The sequence below is a fragment of the Lysinibacillus sp. NPDC048646 genome (genome assembly GCF_050272295.1).
In the GTDB taxonomy this organism is placed as follows: Bacteria; Bacillota; Bacilli; order Bacillales_A; family Planococcaceae; genus Lysinibacillus.
In genome coordinates this window covers 105,066-119,510 of sequence record NZ_JBNNLZ010000008.1, presented here as the reverse complement: position 1 = coordinate 119,510, position 14,445 = coordinate 105,066, and the positions used below count along the sequence as shown (strand labels likewise).

16 protein-coding genes are annotated in these 14,445 nt (G+C 38.6%); 6 read left to right on the top strand and 10 right to left on the bottom strand.

Translation table 11 applies throughout. The annotated features are described in order from the left end of the window. Positions 1-109 precede the first annotated feature (109 nt). Positions 110-865 carry a DUF2087 domain-containing protein gene (locus ACQKII_RS11370; protein WP_427459264.1) on the top strand — a complete coding sequence of 252 codons (756 nt, stop codon included), beginning with the start codon at positions 110-112 and terminating at the stop codon, positions 863-865. Positions 866-881: 16 nt separating this feature from the next. Next, positions 882-1,235 carry a GIY-YIG nuclease family protein gene (locus tag ACQKII_RS11365; RefSeq protein WP_427459262.1) on the top strand — a complete coding sequence of 118 codons (354 nt, stop codon included), beginning with the start codon at positions 882-884 and terminating at the stop codon, positions 1,233-1,235. A 305-nt stretch (positions 1,236-1,540) separates the two neighbouring features. Here the strand turns inward: ACQKII_RS11365 and ACQKII_RS11360 are convergent, their stop codons facing one another. The 9 genes from ACQKII_RS11360 to ACQKII_RS11320 form a co-directional block, all read right to left on the bottom strand. After that, positions 1,541-1,909: an MmcQ/YjbR family DNA-binding protein gene (locus ACQKII_RS11360; RefSeq protein WP_427459260.1), complete on the bottom strand. Its 369-nt coding sequence runs from the start codon at positions 1,907-1,909 to the stop codon at positions 1,541-1,543. 214 nt (positions 1,910-2,123) lie between these two features. Beyond that, positions 2,124-2,939, bottom strand: a complete 816-nt coding sequence (locus ACQKII_RS11355; RefSeq protein ID WP_427459258.1) for a YitT family protein — start codon at positions 2,937-2,939, stop codon at positions 2,124-2,126. Between the two features lie 123 nt (positions 2,940-3,062). Next, entirely contained in the window at positions 3,063-4,373 is a 1,311-nt protein-coding gene (locus ACQKII_RS11350) for a M48 family metallopeptidase (RefSeq protein WP_427459374.1), read from the bottom strand. 622 nt (positions 4,374-4,995) lie between these two features. Continuing rightward, positions 4,996-5,805 (bottom strand): hypothetical protein, encoded by an 810-nt coding sequence (locus ACQKII_RS11345; RefSeq protein ID WP_427459256.1) that lies wholly within the window; start codon positions 5,803-5,805, stop codon positions 4,996-4,998. Further along, positions 5,789-6,460, bottom strand: coding sequence for a hypothetical protein (locus ACQKII_RS11340; protein ID WP_427459254.1), 672 nt, complete (start codon positions 6,458-6,460; stop codon positions 5,789-5,791). Before ACQKII_RS11340 ends, ACQKII_RS11345 begins: the two co-directional genes overlap by 17 nt. 149 nt (positions 6,461-6,609) lie before the next feature. Next, positions 6,610-6,891 (bottom strand): MBL fold metallo-hydrolase, encoded by a 282-nt coding sequence (locus ACQKII_RS11335; RefSeq protein WP_427459252.1) that lies wholly within the window; start codon positions 6,889-6,891, stop codon positions 6,610-6,612. Further along, positions 6,884-8,545, bottom strand: coding sequence for an ABC transporter permease (locus tag ACQKII_RS11330; protein ID WP_427459250.1), 1,662 nt, complete (start codon positions 8,543-8,545; stop codon positions 6,884-6,886). The genes ACQKII_RS11335 and ACQKII_RS11330 overlap by 8 nt, the downstream gene beginning before the upstream one ends. A gap of 245 nt (positions 8,546-8,790) precedes the next feature. Then, on the bottom strand, positions 8,791-9,822 hold the full coding sequence (locus ACQKII_RS11325; RefSeq protein ID WP_427459248.1) for an ABC transporter substrate-binding protein: 1,032 nt from the start codon (positions 9,820-9,822) through the stop codon (positions 8,791-8,793). Next, positions 9,819-10,784: an ABC transporter ATP-binding protein gene (locus ACQKII_RS11320; RefSeq protein ID WP_427459373.1), complete on the bottom strand. Its 966-nt coding sequence runs from the start codon at positions 10,782-10,784 to the stop codon at positions 9,819-9,821. The genes ACQKII_RS11325 and ACQKII_RS11320 overlap by 4 nt, the downstream gene beginning before the upstream one ends. Before the next feature lie 137 nt (positions 10,785-10,921). On the opposite strand from ACQKII_RS11320, the gene ACQKII_RS11315 reads away from it, so the two are divergent. The 4 genes from ACQKII_RS11315 to ACQKII_RS11300 all read left to right on the top strand — a co-directional run bounded on the left by ACQKII_RS11315 (position 10,922) and on the right by ACQKII_RS11300 (position 14,201). Next, on the top strand, positions 10,922-11,827 hold the full coding sequence (locus ACQKII_RS11315; protein WP_427459246.1) for a LysR family transcriptional regulator: 906 nt from the start codon (positions 10,922-10,924) through the stop codon (positions 11,825-11,827). A gap of 246 nt (positions 11,828-12,073) precedes the next feature. Next, complete coding sequence (locus ACQKII_RS11310) at positions 12,074-12,529, top strand: PTS sugar transporter subunit IIA (protein ID WP_143997951.1); 456 nt, start codon at positions 12,074-12,076, stop codon at positions 12,527-12,529. Next, positions 12,529-12,792, top strand: coding sequence for a PTS sugar transporter subunit IIB (locus ACQKII_RS11305; protein ID WP_427459372.1), 264 nt, complete (start codon positions 12,529-12,531; stop codon positions 12,790-12,792). The genes ACQKII_RS11310 and ACQKII_RS11305 overlap by 1 nt, the downstream gene beginning before the upstream one ends. A 140-nt stretch (positions 12,793-12,932) precedes the next feature. Further along, a complete protein-coding gene (locus ACQKII_RS11300; protein ID WP_427459244.1) occupies positions 12,933-14,201 on the top strand; it encodes a PTS ascorbate transporter subunit IIC in 1,269 nt (422 codons plus the stop codon). A gap of 85 nt (positions 14,202-14,286) precedes the next feature. On the opposite strand, the gene ACQKII_RS11295 is transcribed toward ACQKII_RS11300, so the two are convergent. After that, complete coding sequence (locus tag ACQKII_RS11295; RefSeq protein WP_427459243.1) at positions 14,287-14,439, bottom strand: hypothetical protein; 153 nt, start codon at positions 14,437-14,439, stop codon at positions 14,287-14,289. Between the last annotated feature and the right edge of the window lie 6 nt (positions 14,440-14,445).

The window sequence follows — 14,445 nt, the reverse complement described above, 5'->3', positions numbered from 1 at the left end:
TTACTAAAATAAATATAAATACAAACAAAAATACTTTTTCGTTGTTTTTATACAAACATTTTGATATATTGTTTGTAAGTAAAATAACATTATATAAAGGATGAGCTATATGGATTTATCTCAAAAATTTTGGCAAGCTTCAATCGGTGATATAAAGCAAGGCTATACAGATGAAGGCACCATCTTCACTTGCTTGCTTTGTGGAGAGACAATCGAAAAAGGAATTATTTATCCGCACGAGGATGTATTTTATGAGGCTGAAAAATATATGCAACATCATATCAGTGCAACGCACCAATCCGTTTTTCATTACCTAAATGGATTGAATAAAAAAATGACAGGCTTAACGGATCATCAAAGCCATATTTTGCGCCTATTTTATGAAGGTAAAACGGATCAAGAAATTAAAGAAGAGTTAGAAATAGGCAGTGCGACAACTATTCGTCACCACCGTTTTGCTTTAAAGGAAAAAGAACGTCAAGCAAAAACATTCCTTGCAATGATGGAGTTATTAAAAGAGCAAGATCAAAAAGGCGATTCTTTTGTGCCCATTCACAAAACTGCAACGATGGTAGATGATCGCTATAATATTACACTTGTGGAAGAACAACAGTTACTTGAAAAATACTTCCCTCATGGTCTTGACAAAGAGCTTGTCCGCTTCCCAAAACGGGAAAAGCATAAAATTGTTGTACTTCGAGCCATTACAAAACTTCTGGATGAGTCAAAACAGTATACAGAAAAAGAATTAAATGCGATTCTTCAGCCTGTTTACGAGGACTTTGTGCAAATACGGCGCTATTTAATTGAATATGGATTCATGAATCGCAAAGATGATGGCAGTGCTTATTGGGTAAAAAAATAAGAGAGTAGGGTTTAGAGTGGATCATAAAAAAGAATTGAAAGAGTCCTATAAAGAAATAAAAATTGAAGCTGGTGTTTTCACGATGACCAACAAACAAAATAACAAAGTGTTTGTTAGTAGCTTCAATAATTTAAAACGTTTAAACGGTTTCCAGTTTATGCTAAAAACAAATACACACAGCAATAAGGCATTGCAGGCTGACTACAATACATTCGGTATGGAGGCTTTTGAAATTGAAGTTGTTGAGTATTTAAAGAAAAAAGAAGAAGGTTATTTCGATGCTAAAAAAGAACTCGAAAAGCTTGAGCAAAAATGGCTCGACAAGCTACAACCCTTTGGCGAGCAAGGTTATAATTCTCCAAAAAACTAAAACTAGCATAGGGAATTTGAATCGGAAAGAATGAAAAACTCAGAAAAACGATAAAATTAGTTGATTGAAGTGCAGACGGCGACTCCTTGGGGGACTAGCGAACAGCTTGAGACCCCGCAGGAGCGTTAGCGACGAGGAGGCTCAAGGTTCGCCCTCAGGAAAGCGTCCGCCGAAACGGAAATCAACGGCATCGAAGAAAAAGCCATGGCAGAAACGATTAATCGTTTCCGCTATGGCTAAAATTTTTTATGGACTTTTTCAGTACCCCATCCAAATAAATAGATGGGATTTTATTTTTGAAGAAATCATTGTTCCTTTCGCGCAATCATTTGTTGTTGCACTTTTTTTGGCAGCTTTCCGAAAACTAAATCATATGAATGCTGAATAAGATGTTCAACTACATCCATCGGTATATTTGAATTCATGTAAATAGAGTTCCAATGTGTTTTATTCATATAATAACCAGGGATGATATCCTCATAGGTTTCTCTTAGCTCCTCCGCACGAATAGGTTCGCATTTTAATGTGAGAACTGGCTTTCCTGTGGCATTTCCGCCGATCATGGCATAGAGCTTATCCCCAATTTGATAACGATCTGCCGCCCACTCTACTTTATAATCATGTGATGTTCCTGTAAGCTTTAAACAATAATTATGTATCGTGTCCTTGTCCATTGGTTTCACTCCATTTCAAAAATACTAGTATAAAAACACACGTTCGATTATAACTATTATAATCCGTAACGTGTGTTTAATCAATTGTAACTGCGCGTATTTGACGCCTTCTGTATTTAGCAAGAGTTTGTATGTTGTGGTTGAAACTTCGCTTTCGCGACAGCAAACATCTGTAAAATAATGTTAAATCCTCTTTCATAAACAGCACAATTGCTCATTTGGAGACGCGATCAAACATACCGATCACTTCGGTCGTTTGTAGAATATTCACAAATGCTTTGTTATCTGTTTCTTTAATCATACTTTTCACTTCAGCAAGCTGGTAGCGTGTTATAACAGTAATTAGTACTTTACGCCCCTCCCCTGAGTAGGCTCCTTTGGCGTCAATAATCGTTACCCCTCGAGGAAGCTTCGCTAACAGCTGTTGCCTTACTTCTTCCCCTTTACCTGTGATAATCATCAGTGTTAATTTAATATGACTCGTATGAATTGTGTCTACAACCTTCCCAGTCGCATAAATGGATACGAGCGTAAGTAAAGCGGCATCCCAGCTAAAAACAAATCCAGAAATCGCAACAACGACTGCATTCATCCCAGAAAGTAACACGCCTAATGGAAAATCTCGTTTGCGACTTAACAACATGGCTACAATATCAAAGCCCCCTGAAGAACCAGAGGCACGAAAAATCATACCGGCTCCAAAGCCCACAATGACACCACCAAACAAAGATGCAAGAATTGGCTCCTGTGTTGCTTTATAGATGGGAATAACATAAAGGCTTACTGACAAAACGACTACTGAAAGAATCGTATACCCTATAAAACGTTTGCCCAACTTCATAACACCTATAATCAGCAATGGTAAATTTAATAAAAGATTCAATATCCCTGTATTCAAAGGTGTGACAATCCCAAGCATGATGGCAATCCCGCTTAATCCGCCACTCAAAATTTCATGGGGAATTAACAAAAGATTATAAGCAAAGCCTACTAATATGGATGCCAGCGTAATAATGACAATATTGCGCATAAAAAGTCCCCCACCATTCTAAAACGAACAAGTTTTGATACATCTTATCCTTAGAATACCCAACTTATTCGCCTGAAAAACCTGCATAAATCCTTTCTTACCACAACAACCGCACTTGGGTATTTATTTCTTTGGCTCTTCTTTTTTCTGTTCTTCTTTAATTGGTGTTCCTTGTTGCTGTCCATCTTTTTCAGCCACCTTATAAATACGGTCGAGCATAGGCGGATGGGTATATCGGAACCATTTTACAAGAAGCTGTGGATTGACTTCACTGAGGCCAGATTTGGTTAGCTTTTGGAATGCGGTCACTGCGGACGCCTGATCCCCCATTAATGCGATTGCATACTGGTCTGCTCTTGTTTCCTGATATCTTGATATATAGGTAGATAGTGGACTCGATGCAAATAATAAAATAGATGTAATGAGTAGAAACAATGGTAACGAATGAATGTCGCTGATTTTAGTAATTTTTAATATGTGTCCATAGCGCGTAATGAGCCATCTCATACATTTCGATGTCAGCCACAGACCTATCAATGTCATTAAAAGATAGCCTGCGATTCCAAAATAAATATGCTTCTCTACGTAATGTCCCATCTCATGTGCCATAATGAACAAAATTTCATTGTCAGATAGGCGATTTAAAGTTGTATCCCACAACACAATTCTCGAATTGCTACCAACCCCCGTCACATAGGCATTTAAAGCATTGGTCTTTGCCGCCATATTGACTTCATAAACATGCTCTGCTGGAATATTGGCTTGTTCAGCAACTGCTAAGATTTTGGTCTCCAGCTCTTTATTTTTCAGCGGATAAAAATCATTGTATAACGGATCAATGACAACTGGTTGGATAAACATGACAAAAATCGTAAATGGAATCGTTAATAACCACGCATACAACCACCATCTCTTAGCACTCTTTCTGATGAGCCAATAGAGTACGGACACAATAAGGAAGGTCATCCCAAAGTTCACCCAAAAATCAATGACACCATCTCGCATCCATGAAGAAAAACCTTGTGTACTTATGCCATAGCTTTTACTTAGATAATAACGATAATATTCGATTGGATATAGTACTACATAAAGCACAATCGATAATAAAAACAAATAAGCTGCATTTTGAACAATTTTCCATTTCGTTTGTGCTGTCGAAACCTTCTCAAAATAACGTGATAATCCCATTAATAATATAACGAGATAAACAAGCCATTCAAAAGGTGTAGCCACAAAGAATAGGAAATTTCGTATTTTCGAATATTCACCACTTAAGTATAGTTCTCGCTCAGACATAAACATTGCTGGATCCGCAACTGTTCCTTTTAATGCTTGTGGTATTGTGCCATCACCGCCATGAAAAATATACCAATACATACAAAGAACATACACTCCAAATAGTAATAGCGCGACAATGCCCATTTTTTTCGCTATGTCATTTCCTCCTTGCTCCATGCTAAGTTCGTCCTATAGTAAGTGTAAGCTAAATTGAAAAAGTTAGAACAAATTTTTCCCGTGTTTTTATTTCCCTCATACACCATGCCACAATTTTATTGCTAGGAATGTTTATAGTCTCTCTTTACGACATCAGATTTATTACGGGACAAGTGATACTTTTAAATGAACCCGTTGATTTCCGCTGCGGCGGACGCTTTTCGCAGGCATAGCTTCAGTCGCCTCGTCGCTACGCTCCAACATAGGCTCGGGTCAGCTGCCATAACGCTCGGCTACAAGCAACTTTCGCTCGGGTCAGCTGCCATGAATTTGAAGAAATTCGCTACTTGGACATTGGCGAAATTACAAACAGTGTAAGCAGTGCTCATAAAAGACACTGACTTTACAAACGAATACGTCATTTGAATGAAATTTACAGAAAAAATCAAGAGGTTACGGGAATGATCAGCATTCCCGTAACCTTTTGTCTTCAATTCAGAAAGGAGCTTTATAAAAAGCTCCCTCGTCAATTCCCTTGGAGAAAATGCTAAAAATAAATTCATAAAAAATCGTTTTGTTCAGAGCATTTACAGTCATTCCCATTGAGAAAGCTCTACATGCTTTACTTGTCCATTACAAATGCAGTTTTCCCACGCTGATCGGCACTTAAATAGCCTGCCGCTAGTAAATGATCATGCCATACTTTTTCAATGATAGCAGCTTTGGAAGCATCGTTTTCTTTCGTAGATAGTTCCACCATGACTTCTCCTTGATAGTTCCAAACTTCAATATCTGCCTCATAGCCTGCATAGCTGCCTTTATACGTTGTCGCTTTTGCAGGACCATAAACGACAGCCTGTGATAATGTGTTGGTATACCATGCTTCCGAATCCCAATTTAAAATTTTCTTCGGAACATTTTCTAAAACTAATTTCTTAGCAGCACTTGTATCCACTGTCTCGTATGAAACTTTAGACGTTGCCTTTAACGATTCTTTTCGACTTATTGCGAACGTACGATTGCCACCCTTAATATCCATTTCAAATTTGTAGTTAGACTCCGTGCCCGTAAATCCATGATTTGCTGTGATGGCAAGTGCCTCTTCAAGCGATGTATTTAGAAATCTTTTTTTATACGTAATATCCATTTTATTGCTATCCTTATAGACACGTAAGCGGTTGTTATAGTCTGCACTTAAAAAATCCTTATTCGGTGTATCGAAGTAGTAAATTTTCACTTCATCTTTTTTAGTCGCAGTGAAAGTATTGAAGATGTTAGATTCATTGAATAGCTCCGATTTAATATTATATTTAATCTCATGACCAGGTTCGATTGCTGCTTTCGCCTGTGTGACACCCATCACGCCAATGCTGAGTAATACCACACCGATTAGGCTTAGTTGCAGGGCCAATTTCTTAACAAGATTCATCATACATGTCATCCTCATTTCCTATGATTGTTAAAAGTGTCGTTTCTTTCGTTGTTAACTGACTGTGAAAATAGATGATTCTATGCGCGTTTATTTTCTTTGAAAGCGCTATGATATCATGATAATCAGGATGTGTTTTGTAAAAAAACTGCATCGCTCGATCTTGCGCTAATTGTTGAACATAACTGCCTTTCTTACAGTAGCCAGTAAAGATGACAATGGCTGTTGGCAATTCGAAAAGTAGCTTCGATATTGCTGATTCGTCACGCTCGGGGATAAAATAGATAGCATTATCACCCACTGCCTTGTTCTGCAAGCAATCGTTCTTAAATGATTTCAAGATTGTGTTATACGAAGAAGACAACACATTTTCCGGCGCATCGTTATAATCTTCAAAAAAGGATAAGAATTCATTGTCTACACGCACTTCTCTTGCCGTATGCTGAAAAAGATAAACAGCAATATCCGCGGTTTTCCCTGAAAAAGAAGAGGGAAAAATAATTGAGCAACTTTGATTGGCATTGATAAAATCAGTTATTTGCTGCAACACTGCTACATTTTTTATCCGTTTCTCAATATGTCCGCTATCTATAAATGCTACATCATACGCCATCCCATCCTCTTTAGGAAGAGTAGCCTTTACTAGATAGGAATCCACAACATAATCTCCTGAGAAAAATATCACCTCCTCTAAAAATCGAATTTTGTACCACACACTCCCTATTAGATGACCACTATAACCCCATTGAAAGGAAAGACTATCGCTAATCGTTATCCAATTGCCAATGGACTCTGGCTGAAAAATTATTATATTCTCATAAGTTGTTGCGCTGTCATTTTACTCATGAATAACTGTCCGGTATAGCCCCACTTCTCAAGTAATGGGAGAGCACCCACATGATCAATATGTGAATGAGAGATAAACACAGCTTCTAGCTTGGCCACATGGGCTTGAGTTAAATCAGGGGAAGATTTTTCATGATTATTCATCACACCACAATCGAGTAGAATGGCACGCCCCTCTTTTTCGAGATAAAAGCAGTTGCGCCCATACTCCCCAACTCCCCCTAAAATTTCTACTTTAAGCACTTGCCTGTCCTCCCCGTTTTTGAAGCCAATCTAATACAAACATGAAAATGACGGTCATAGCGACTGTAATCACTGCAACAGCCATTCCTACGCCAACGTTTCCTTGCTCAAATTGACTGTAGATAAATGTTGCCCCCGTCTCAACTGAGGGTGGTAAAATGAGTAACCCTGCTACTAGCTCACGCATCGAAATTATAAAGGTCATCATCATGCCAGTAAGTATTCCCTGCATTAATAATGGGATTAAGATAAAGCGATACATATTCCAACTGCTACGCCCAAAAATAGCGGCCGATTGAAAAATAGATTGATCTAACTGTGATAAAGACGATTTTGTATACTGCACAGAATAGGGTAAGAAAAGCACACAATACGTCACAACTACCATTGCCTTCGTATTATAAATAGTCGCTGGTAACCAAGGTGCATTCCAGAACATAATTAAACCGACGACAAAGACAATTCCTGGTATGATATTCGGCATTAGACTAAAGAAATCTAACACTTGCTGCTTTTTCGTTTCTCCCTTTTTAATATACAGCGCGATAAATAATCCAAGAATCGCCGTAACGATAGCTGTCAGTATTGAGAAAACAATACTATTTAGAAATGCTGATAATCCCGCGCTTCCACTTGTAAACACCGCCTGATAGGACGCAAAACTGAAATTGCCTGCACTCAAACCATTCCCTCGAACTTTTTGCAATGATGTCACAATAATGGAAAAGTACGGAATAGCAATCGAAAATAGCAGCACCATTCCTACAAATAGCCATGACCCTAGCTTGATATACCACTTATCTTTAATCTCGCGAACAGCAGGGGTTTTACCAGAAAGCACGCTATATGTATACTTGCGTCCTATGAGATTTTGAAAATACCAGATAACTAGACACACGGAAAGTAAAAACAAAGAAAGTGATGTCGCCATACTTATATCTACCGGCCATCTTGAAAGGTAAGAGTGGATTTCTGTCGTAAAAACTTGAAAACCAATGCGACTTCCAAATGTTGCGGGCGTCCCAAATTCCGCTAAGGTTTTGATGAAAATCAGCAATATTCCTAGAACATAACTGGAAACCAGTAAAGGCAAGACAACCTTTGTCCAATTTCGCCAAGGGTTACGTCCGAAAATAAGTGCAGCCTCTAAAAACGAACCATTGATTCTTAGTAATGTATTTTTCAACATTAAATATAAAAAAGGAAACAGATGTAGACTCATAATCATGACCATTCCAAATAAGGAGAAAAAGGTATTGGACATCCATGTTGCACTCGGCATTAACTGCTGTAAAAAGCCATTATTCTGCATAAACAGTATCCATCCCATAGAGCCAATATAAGGTGGTGTCATAAAAGGAATCGTTAGGATAATATCTAACCAATCAAATTTATGTAAACTCGTTTTTGTGCGAATCAATGCCATTGGTAATGCTAGTATCGTCGTTCCCAAAATAACTAAAATACCTAATAATAAAGAATTGCCCAGAGTATGCCACAATCGATCATTGTCAAACATTCTATTAATCTGCGAAACATCTAAATGCCCATCATGGACAACTGTATAATAGACAATAGCTATTAATGGCGCGATAGCAAACGTTGCGACAATCGTCAGTAATGCTCCAAATGTGCGTCTGCCTTCCATTATCATTGTTGCGTCATTCCTTCCTCCATTCCTTGCAAGAGTATGCTATTAAAATTTTGCTACAAAAAATCCGCTCTCTTTCCACAGGCGATTCGCAAGCCTCCTCGATGTTATAGCTTCTGAGGGATATCGTATAGCCCGCTGTTCCGCAGGCGTATCGCGAATTTTTAAAAAAGATATAAAGCATACTTCTATTAGGAATACTTATACTTATTTTTCAATGATGCTTTTAGACACGCTCCATTGGCCTCTTATCGAAAAATATCATTAAATTTCGTTAAAATATCCAATTGCTTTGCTTCTGCACCTTTCCAGTTCACAGGTAATTGTGGAATTTCAGCTAATGCTGCACGGTCTTTTACAGGAATTTCGTTATTGCCGGGTAGTAAGTAAGCATCTGTGACAAGTTTTTGCCCTTCATCTGACAGTAAGAAATTCACGTAAGCTTTAGCACCTTCAGTATTCTTAGCCTCTTTCATAATGCCTACCGCTCGTGGACTTACAACTGTGCCACTTTGCGGATAAACAATTTCTACTGGCTCACCACTAGCTTTTGCTTTATAGGCCATATAATCAACACCTGAGATAGTTGCATTTTTGTCCCCCGTAATCACCGCATCTAGCGCTTCCTTATTTGCCCCATTGACTTGTAGACCATTCTTCTTCCATGATTGAATCGTATCCCAAGCAGATTTTTCTGCCTCCGCATAGCCGAAAAGGAAATCTACAGCAGAGCCTGACAAACTTGGGTCAGGGATATTAATCTTATCTTGCCATTCCGATTTTGCTAAATCCGCCCACTCTATCGGAGCTTCTTTCGTATTTTTCGTATTGTAAGCAATCCCTAATGCAGATGCACTATAGCCATAGTAATAGCCTTCCGCATCCGACCAATCGCGATTAATTTTAGTTGCATTTTCAGCATCTTTATAGCTCTGCAGCTGATCTGATTCTTTTAATCCGTCCATTGATGCAACAGAAGCTAGTACAACCACATCAGCCACAGGATTATTTTTTTCTGCTTCTAAGCGAGATAAAATTTTTCCAGTCGTTCCTTGAAACATTTCTATTTTCATGCCTGTTTTTTCTTCAAAGGCTTGCTGAATATTTGCAGCCAAACCATCTGGTCCAGCAGAATAGACCGTCAGCGTTTGAACTTCCTTCGGCTTTGCATTTGCCGCATCATTATTGACACTTTCCGTTGATTGATTATTTCCACAACCGGCTAATGTTAATGCCAAAAGAATTCCTGCAGTTGCTAGTAATTTGCAACGTATTTTCACTGTAAACCCTCCAATTGATAAATTTGTTTTTTATCTACAAAAACTTCAAGCTGCTTGCCATGTTCGAGCGGCATAGCTTCATAAAAACTCCATTGCATGCCTTCTACCTGTGCCTGCACTAAATAACGATCTCCAACAAAGGTACTTTTCACAATCATTGCTTGTTTTGCAATGGTTCCAGGGTGTTGTTGTCTCGATACCCCCTCTGGTCGCACAATGCAGCTACCTTTATCCAACCAATTTACTTTTCCAATAAAATCCGCAACATACGGTGTTGCTGGAGCATGATAGATTTCCTCCGGAGAACCAATTTGCGCAATTCTTCCTGACTCCATCACAATTATTTGATCTGACATCGTCATTGCCTCTGTTTGATCGTGTGTCACAAAAATCGCCTGGCAATCTAGTTCATGAATAATATGCATAATTTCATCTTGCATTTTCTCTCGTAGCACTGCGTCTAAAGCGGATAATGGTTCATCAAATAGAATTAGCTTTGGATTTGTGGCCAGTGCTCGTGCCAATGCTACCCGTTGCTGTTGTCCACCTGATAATTCTCCCGGTTTACGTTTTTCAAAACCCTCCATGTTCACCAATCGCATGACATATGCTACCCGCTCTGGGATTTCTATTTTTGACACGATGCCCTTTAAACCAAAAGCGATGTTCTGGAAAATGGTCATATGCGGCCACAGGGCAAAATCTTGAAAAACCATGGCGATATTGCGCTTATTGGGTTTCACATTTTTACGTAGCTTAGAAGAATAAATGATTGTGTCATCAAATGCGATTTCACCATTTGTTGGTTTTTCAAGACCTGCTAGTATTTTTAATAATGTTGTCTTTCCACAACCTGATTGTCCTAATATGGTAATGAACTTACTGTCTAATTCCACATTAATGGGCCACAGTGCTTGAGACTGTCCATATTTTTTCTCTATATTTGTCATTGAGATTTTCATCATATCCTCCTCGTCTATCTCTACTATAAATTCCAGATATTTAGAAAATATTAACCTACTATTAATATGTCGTTAAAAAAAATCTAATAAACTAAAGCAAATGCAATACTTTATCTAATTTACTTTAGGAGGCTAAAATGAAACATCTAAAATTACAGGCATTTTGCTTACTCGTAGATTTAAAAAAACTAGCACCTGTCGCTAAAGAGCTTGGGATCACGCCACCCACAGTATCCTTTCATATTCGCTCGATTGAAGATGAATACGGCGTGCGCTTATTTCGTACAAATGCTGGCGGCTATCGCTTAACAGAAGCGGGTGAAGGGCTCTATCACTATGCACGCCAAATTGTGCAATTACAAAATGATATGGATCGCTTTGTTGAAAATCTATTGGCTGGCAATATTGGCTCCATCCGACTAGGTGCAAGCGGACTACCTGCGCATATTTTTATGCCTGAAATCATCCACCATATTTCCACCGCTTATCCTGATATACGAATTTCTCTAGAGGTAAAAACAGCACCTGAGATCGAAAATATGGTGGCTCTTCAGGAGCTCGATTTTGGTTTAATAATGGAAACCAAACAACAAAATCCATCCCTCTTCTATGAAACGATTGGCGAAGATTCACTCGTATTGGCATTAAGCCCGACCCATGAGCTTGCAGCAAAAAAAGACATCTCAAAATCAGATGTCCTTCAAAACAAAGTATTGTTGCACACTTCATCCAGTTCAACTAATCATTTTATCGAAAAATGGATGAATCCTTTTCAGCCATCCTTCTATACGATTGAACTCGATTCCGTCAGTACTATTAAAAAGATGCTTACCTTTGGCAAAACCATTGCTTTTCTATCCGTTGCTCTCATAGAGGATGAACTAAAGTCAGGCCTATTAATGAAGAAGGATTTACATGACATGACGCTTACACGAAAAATTCAGCTCATCTATCCTAAATCCCGATTAGACAGTAAGATCGATGAATTTGTAAAAAAATCGATCTACGATTTAGCAAGTAAAATTAATGCGATTAAATCATGACTCCCCTCACTCATGGTCGAACCACCAAACTCGCAGACGCTTTAGTATCTGCGAGGTCTCACCTTGCTCGTTATAAGTTGCAAATAAATCATACTGCTATTTGGGGAGTTACCCTTATTTTGGACACGCCCTCCGGCATTCAACAATTTCACTAAAAATATTCCCCTTCATGACATAATTACCTAGCTTGCATTAATAACATGAATAGAAGCTCTATTGATTCCAGTGGAAAGGAGGTATTACGATTTGCTTTCCGAGTTATTAAATAAGGATACGATTCAAATTGCTAACGAGGTAAACAACTGGCAGGATGCGATTCGCTTAGCTTCATTGCCATTACTGCAGCAACATAAAATAGAAAAGCGCTATATAGAAGCGATGATACATTCAATTGAAGTACACGGTCCCTATGCCGTGCTAACACCTAAAGTTGCAATCCCCCATGCGCGTCCAACTGAAGGAGTAAAGGAATTATCAATGAGCTTATTAAGCTTACAAAACCCTGTACAATTCGGACCAGATAAACCCGTTTACTTAATCATTGTCTTAGCGGCTATAGATGATGCATCCCATCTACGGGCTTTAGTCGATTTAACGCAAGTTTTACAGGAGCCTACACAAATAGACAGTATTATCGCTTGCCAGCTTCCTGAAGACATTGTTGAAAAAATAAAACAGTACGCTACAAAGGAGCGATTATGATGAAGATTTTAGTCGTGTGTGGCAATGGATTAGGCAGTAGCTTCATGATGGCGCTAACTGTTAAAAAGGCACTAGCTGAACTCGGGAAAGAAGCAGAGGTAACGCATACTGATTTAACAACCGCTACGTCAGAGAAAGCAGATGTGTATATTGGTGCAGGAGATATTGTCGATCAATTAGATAATGGTATGAGGAAAATTGTGCGTATCGTCAATATGATGAGTATTGCAGAAATCAAATCAAAACTTGAATCGTTGTTTTAATGTAAAAATTTTTCTATGGTTTTTACTTCAAAATTGAGATTGCCTCTACTTTACATTTCATTTTTTCATGTTGAAGTAGAGTGCTTGGCAACAGTTAGTACGGGATATTAAAAAATATTCGGATAGGATGAGGTGTTGGTATGTTAGATGTTATGATGAATGACATTTTAGGTACACCAGCAATACTAGTCGGCCTTTTCGCATTTGTCGGCTTACTAATCCAAAAGAAATCCGCTTCAACCGTTCTTTCAGGTACGTTAAAAACAATTATGGGCTTTGTTATTCTTGGCGCTGGAGCAGCCGTGTTAATTGGCTCTTTAAATCATTTTAGTAAAATGTTCGATTTTGCTTTTAATGTGCAAGGGGTAATACCAAATAACGAAGCCATTGTTGCAGCTGCTCAAACGAATTTTGGCACGTCCACAGCAATGATTATGGTGTTCGGTATGGTCATGAACTTATTGTTAGCGCGATTTACGCCTTTAAAATATATATTTTTAACTGGGCATCATACATTATTTATGGCGTGTTTAATCGCAGCTTCACTTTCTGTCGGTGGCATGAGTGGCGCCCCGCTCATTATTGTTGGCTCAATACTATTAGGTATATGTATGGTGGTGTTCCCGGCCATTTTACAACCAACTGTACGCCAAATTACGGGCAGTGATGACTTTGCGGTCGGTCACTTTGGTAGCATTGGCTATTATATATCCGCTAAAATCGGTAAGCTCTTTGGAAATAAAGCGAAATCAACTGAAGAAATTAAAGTACCTAAATCTCTAGGCTTTTTAAGAGATACGTCGGTTGCAGTTTCTTTAACAATGAGCTTATTTTTCATCATTGTGGCATTGTTTGCTGGTCAATCTTTTATTGAGACAGAACTATCTGGCGGCTCTAATTTCATCGTCTTCGCCATTATTCAAGCCATCACTTTTGCTGCAGGCGTATACATTATTTTGGCAGGTGTGCGGATGCTCATTGCGGAAATTATCCCTGCATTTAAAGGCATCGCAGATAAGGTTGTTCCAAATACAAAACCTGCATTGGATTGCCCAACGATTTTTCCGTTTGCTCCAAATGCAGTAATTATCGGCTTTTTATTCAGCTTCCTAGCTGGGCTTTTGTCCATGTTTGCGCTCCCACTCATTGGACTAAAAGTGATTGTGCCTGGTCTCGTACCACATTTCTTCACAGGTGCAGCAGCCGGGGTGTTTGGCAATGCAACGGGTGGTCGAATTGGCGCCATGGCAGGTGCCTTTGCCAATGGCATAATTATCAGCTTTATTCCAGCCATTCTCCTGATATTTATGGGTGATATCGGTTACGAAGGCACAACTTTCGGCGATTCAGACTTCGGTGTAGTAGGTATTATCATTATTAATATTATGAAATTATTCGGTGCAGTGTAAATGAATTGTTAGGAAAACTAACAAAATTTTTCCGCATCAAATCTTATTCGTTACAATAGTCAAAGGGGCCATAGTAGCCCCTTTTTTAGTCTGTAGAAATCGCTAGTAAGAATAGTATCATGTTCGGTTGTAGCGTTGTGTAGAATCGTCCTTGTACTAATGTCCAATCACTTAATGCAAATACGTTATTGATATTGATTGTTACATTTGCTTCTGCAACTTGTTTCTCCCAGATCATCTCATC

What these genes read in the sequence shown, in the direction of transcription:
- ACQKII_RS11330 (WP_427459250.1), bottom strand. Translation starts at nt 8,545, where the DNA reads ATGATAATGGAAGGCAGACGCACATTTGGAGCATTACTGACGATTGTC.
- ACQKII_RS11305 (WP_427459372.1), top strand. Translation starts at nt 12,529, where the DNA reads ATGAAGATTTTAGTCGTGTGTGGCAATGGATTAGGCAGTAGCTTCATG.
- ACQKII_RS11315 (WP_427459246.1), top strand. Translation starts at nt 10,922, where the DNA reads ATGAAACATCTAAAATTACAGGCATTTTGCTTACTCGTAGATTTAAAA.
- ACQKII_RS11300 (WP_427459244.1), top strand. Translation starts at nt 12,933, where the DNA reads ATGTTAGATGTTATGATGAATGACATTTTAGGTACACCAGCAATACTA.
- ACQKII_RS11355 (WP_427459258.1), bottom strand. Translation starts at nt 2,939, where the DNA reads ATGCGCAATATTGTCATTATTACGCTGGCATCCATATTAGTAGGCTTT.
- ACQKII_RS11370 (WP_427459264.1), top strand. Translation starts at nt 110, where the DNA reads ATGGATTTATCTCAAAAATTTTGGCAAGCTTCAATCGGTGATATAAAG.
- ACQKII_RS11360 (WP_427459260.1), bottom strand. Translation starts at nt 1,909, where the DNA reads ATGGACAAGGACACGATACATAATTATTGTTTAAAGCTTACAGGAACA.
- ACQKII_RS11295 (WP_427459243.1), bottom strand. Translation starts at nt 14,439, where the DNA reads ATGATCTGGGAGAAACAAGTTGCAGAAGCAAATGTAACAATCAATATC.
- ACQKII_RS11320 (WP_427459373.1), bottom strand. Translation starts at nt 10,784, where the DNA reads ATGAAAATCTCAATGACAAATATAGAGAAAAAATATGGACAGTCTCAA.
- ACQKII_RS11345 (WP_427459256.1), bottom strand. Translation starts at nt 5,805, where the DNA reads ATGATGAATCTTGTTAAGAAATTGGCCCTGCAACTAAGCCTAATCGGT.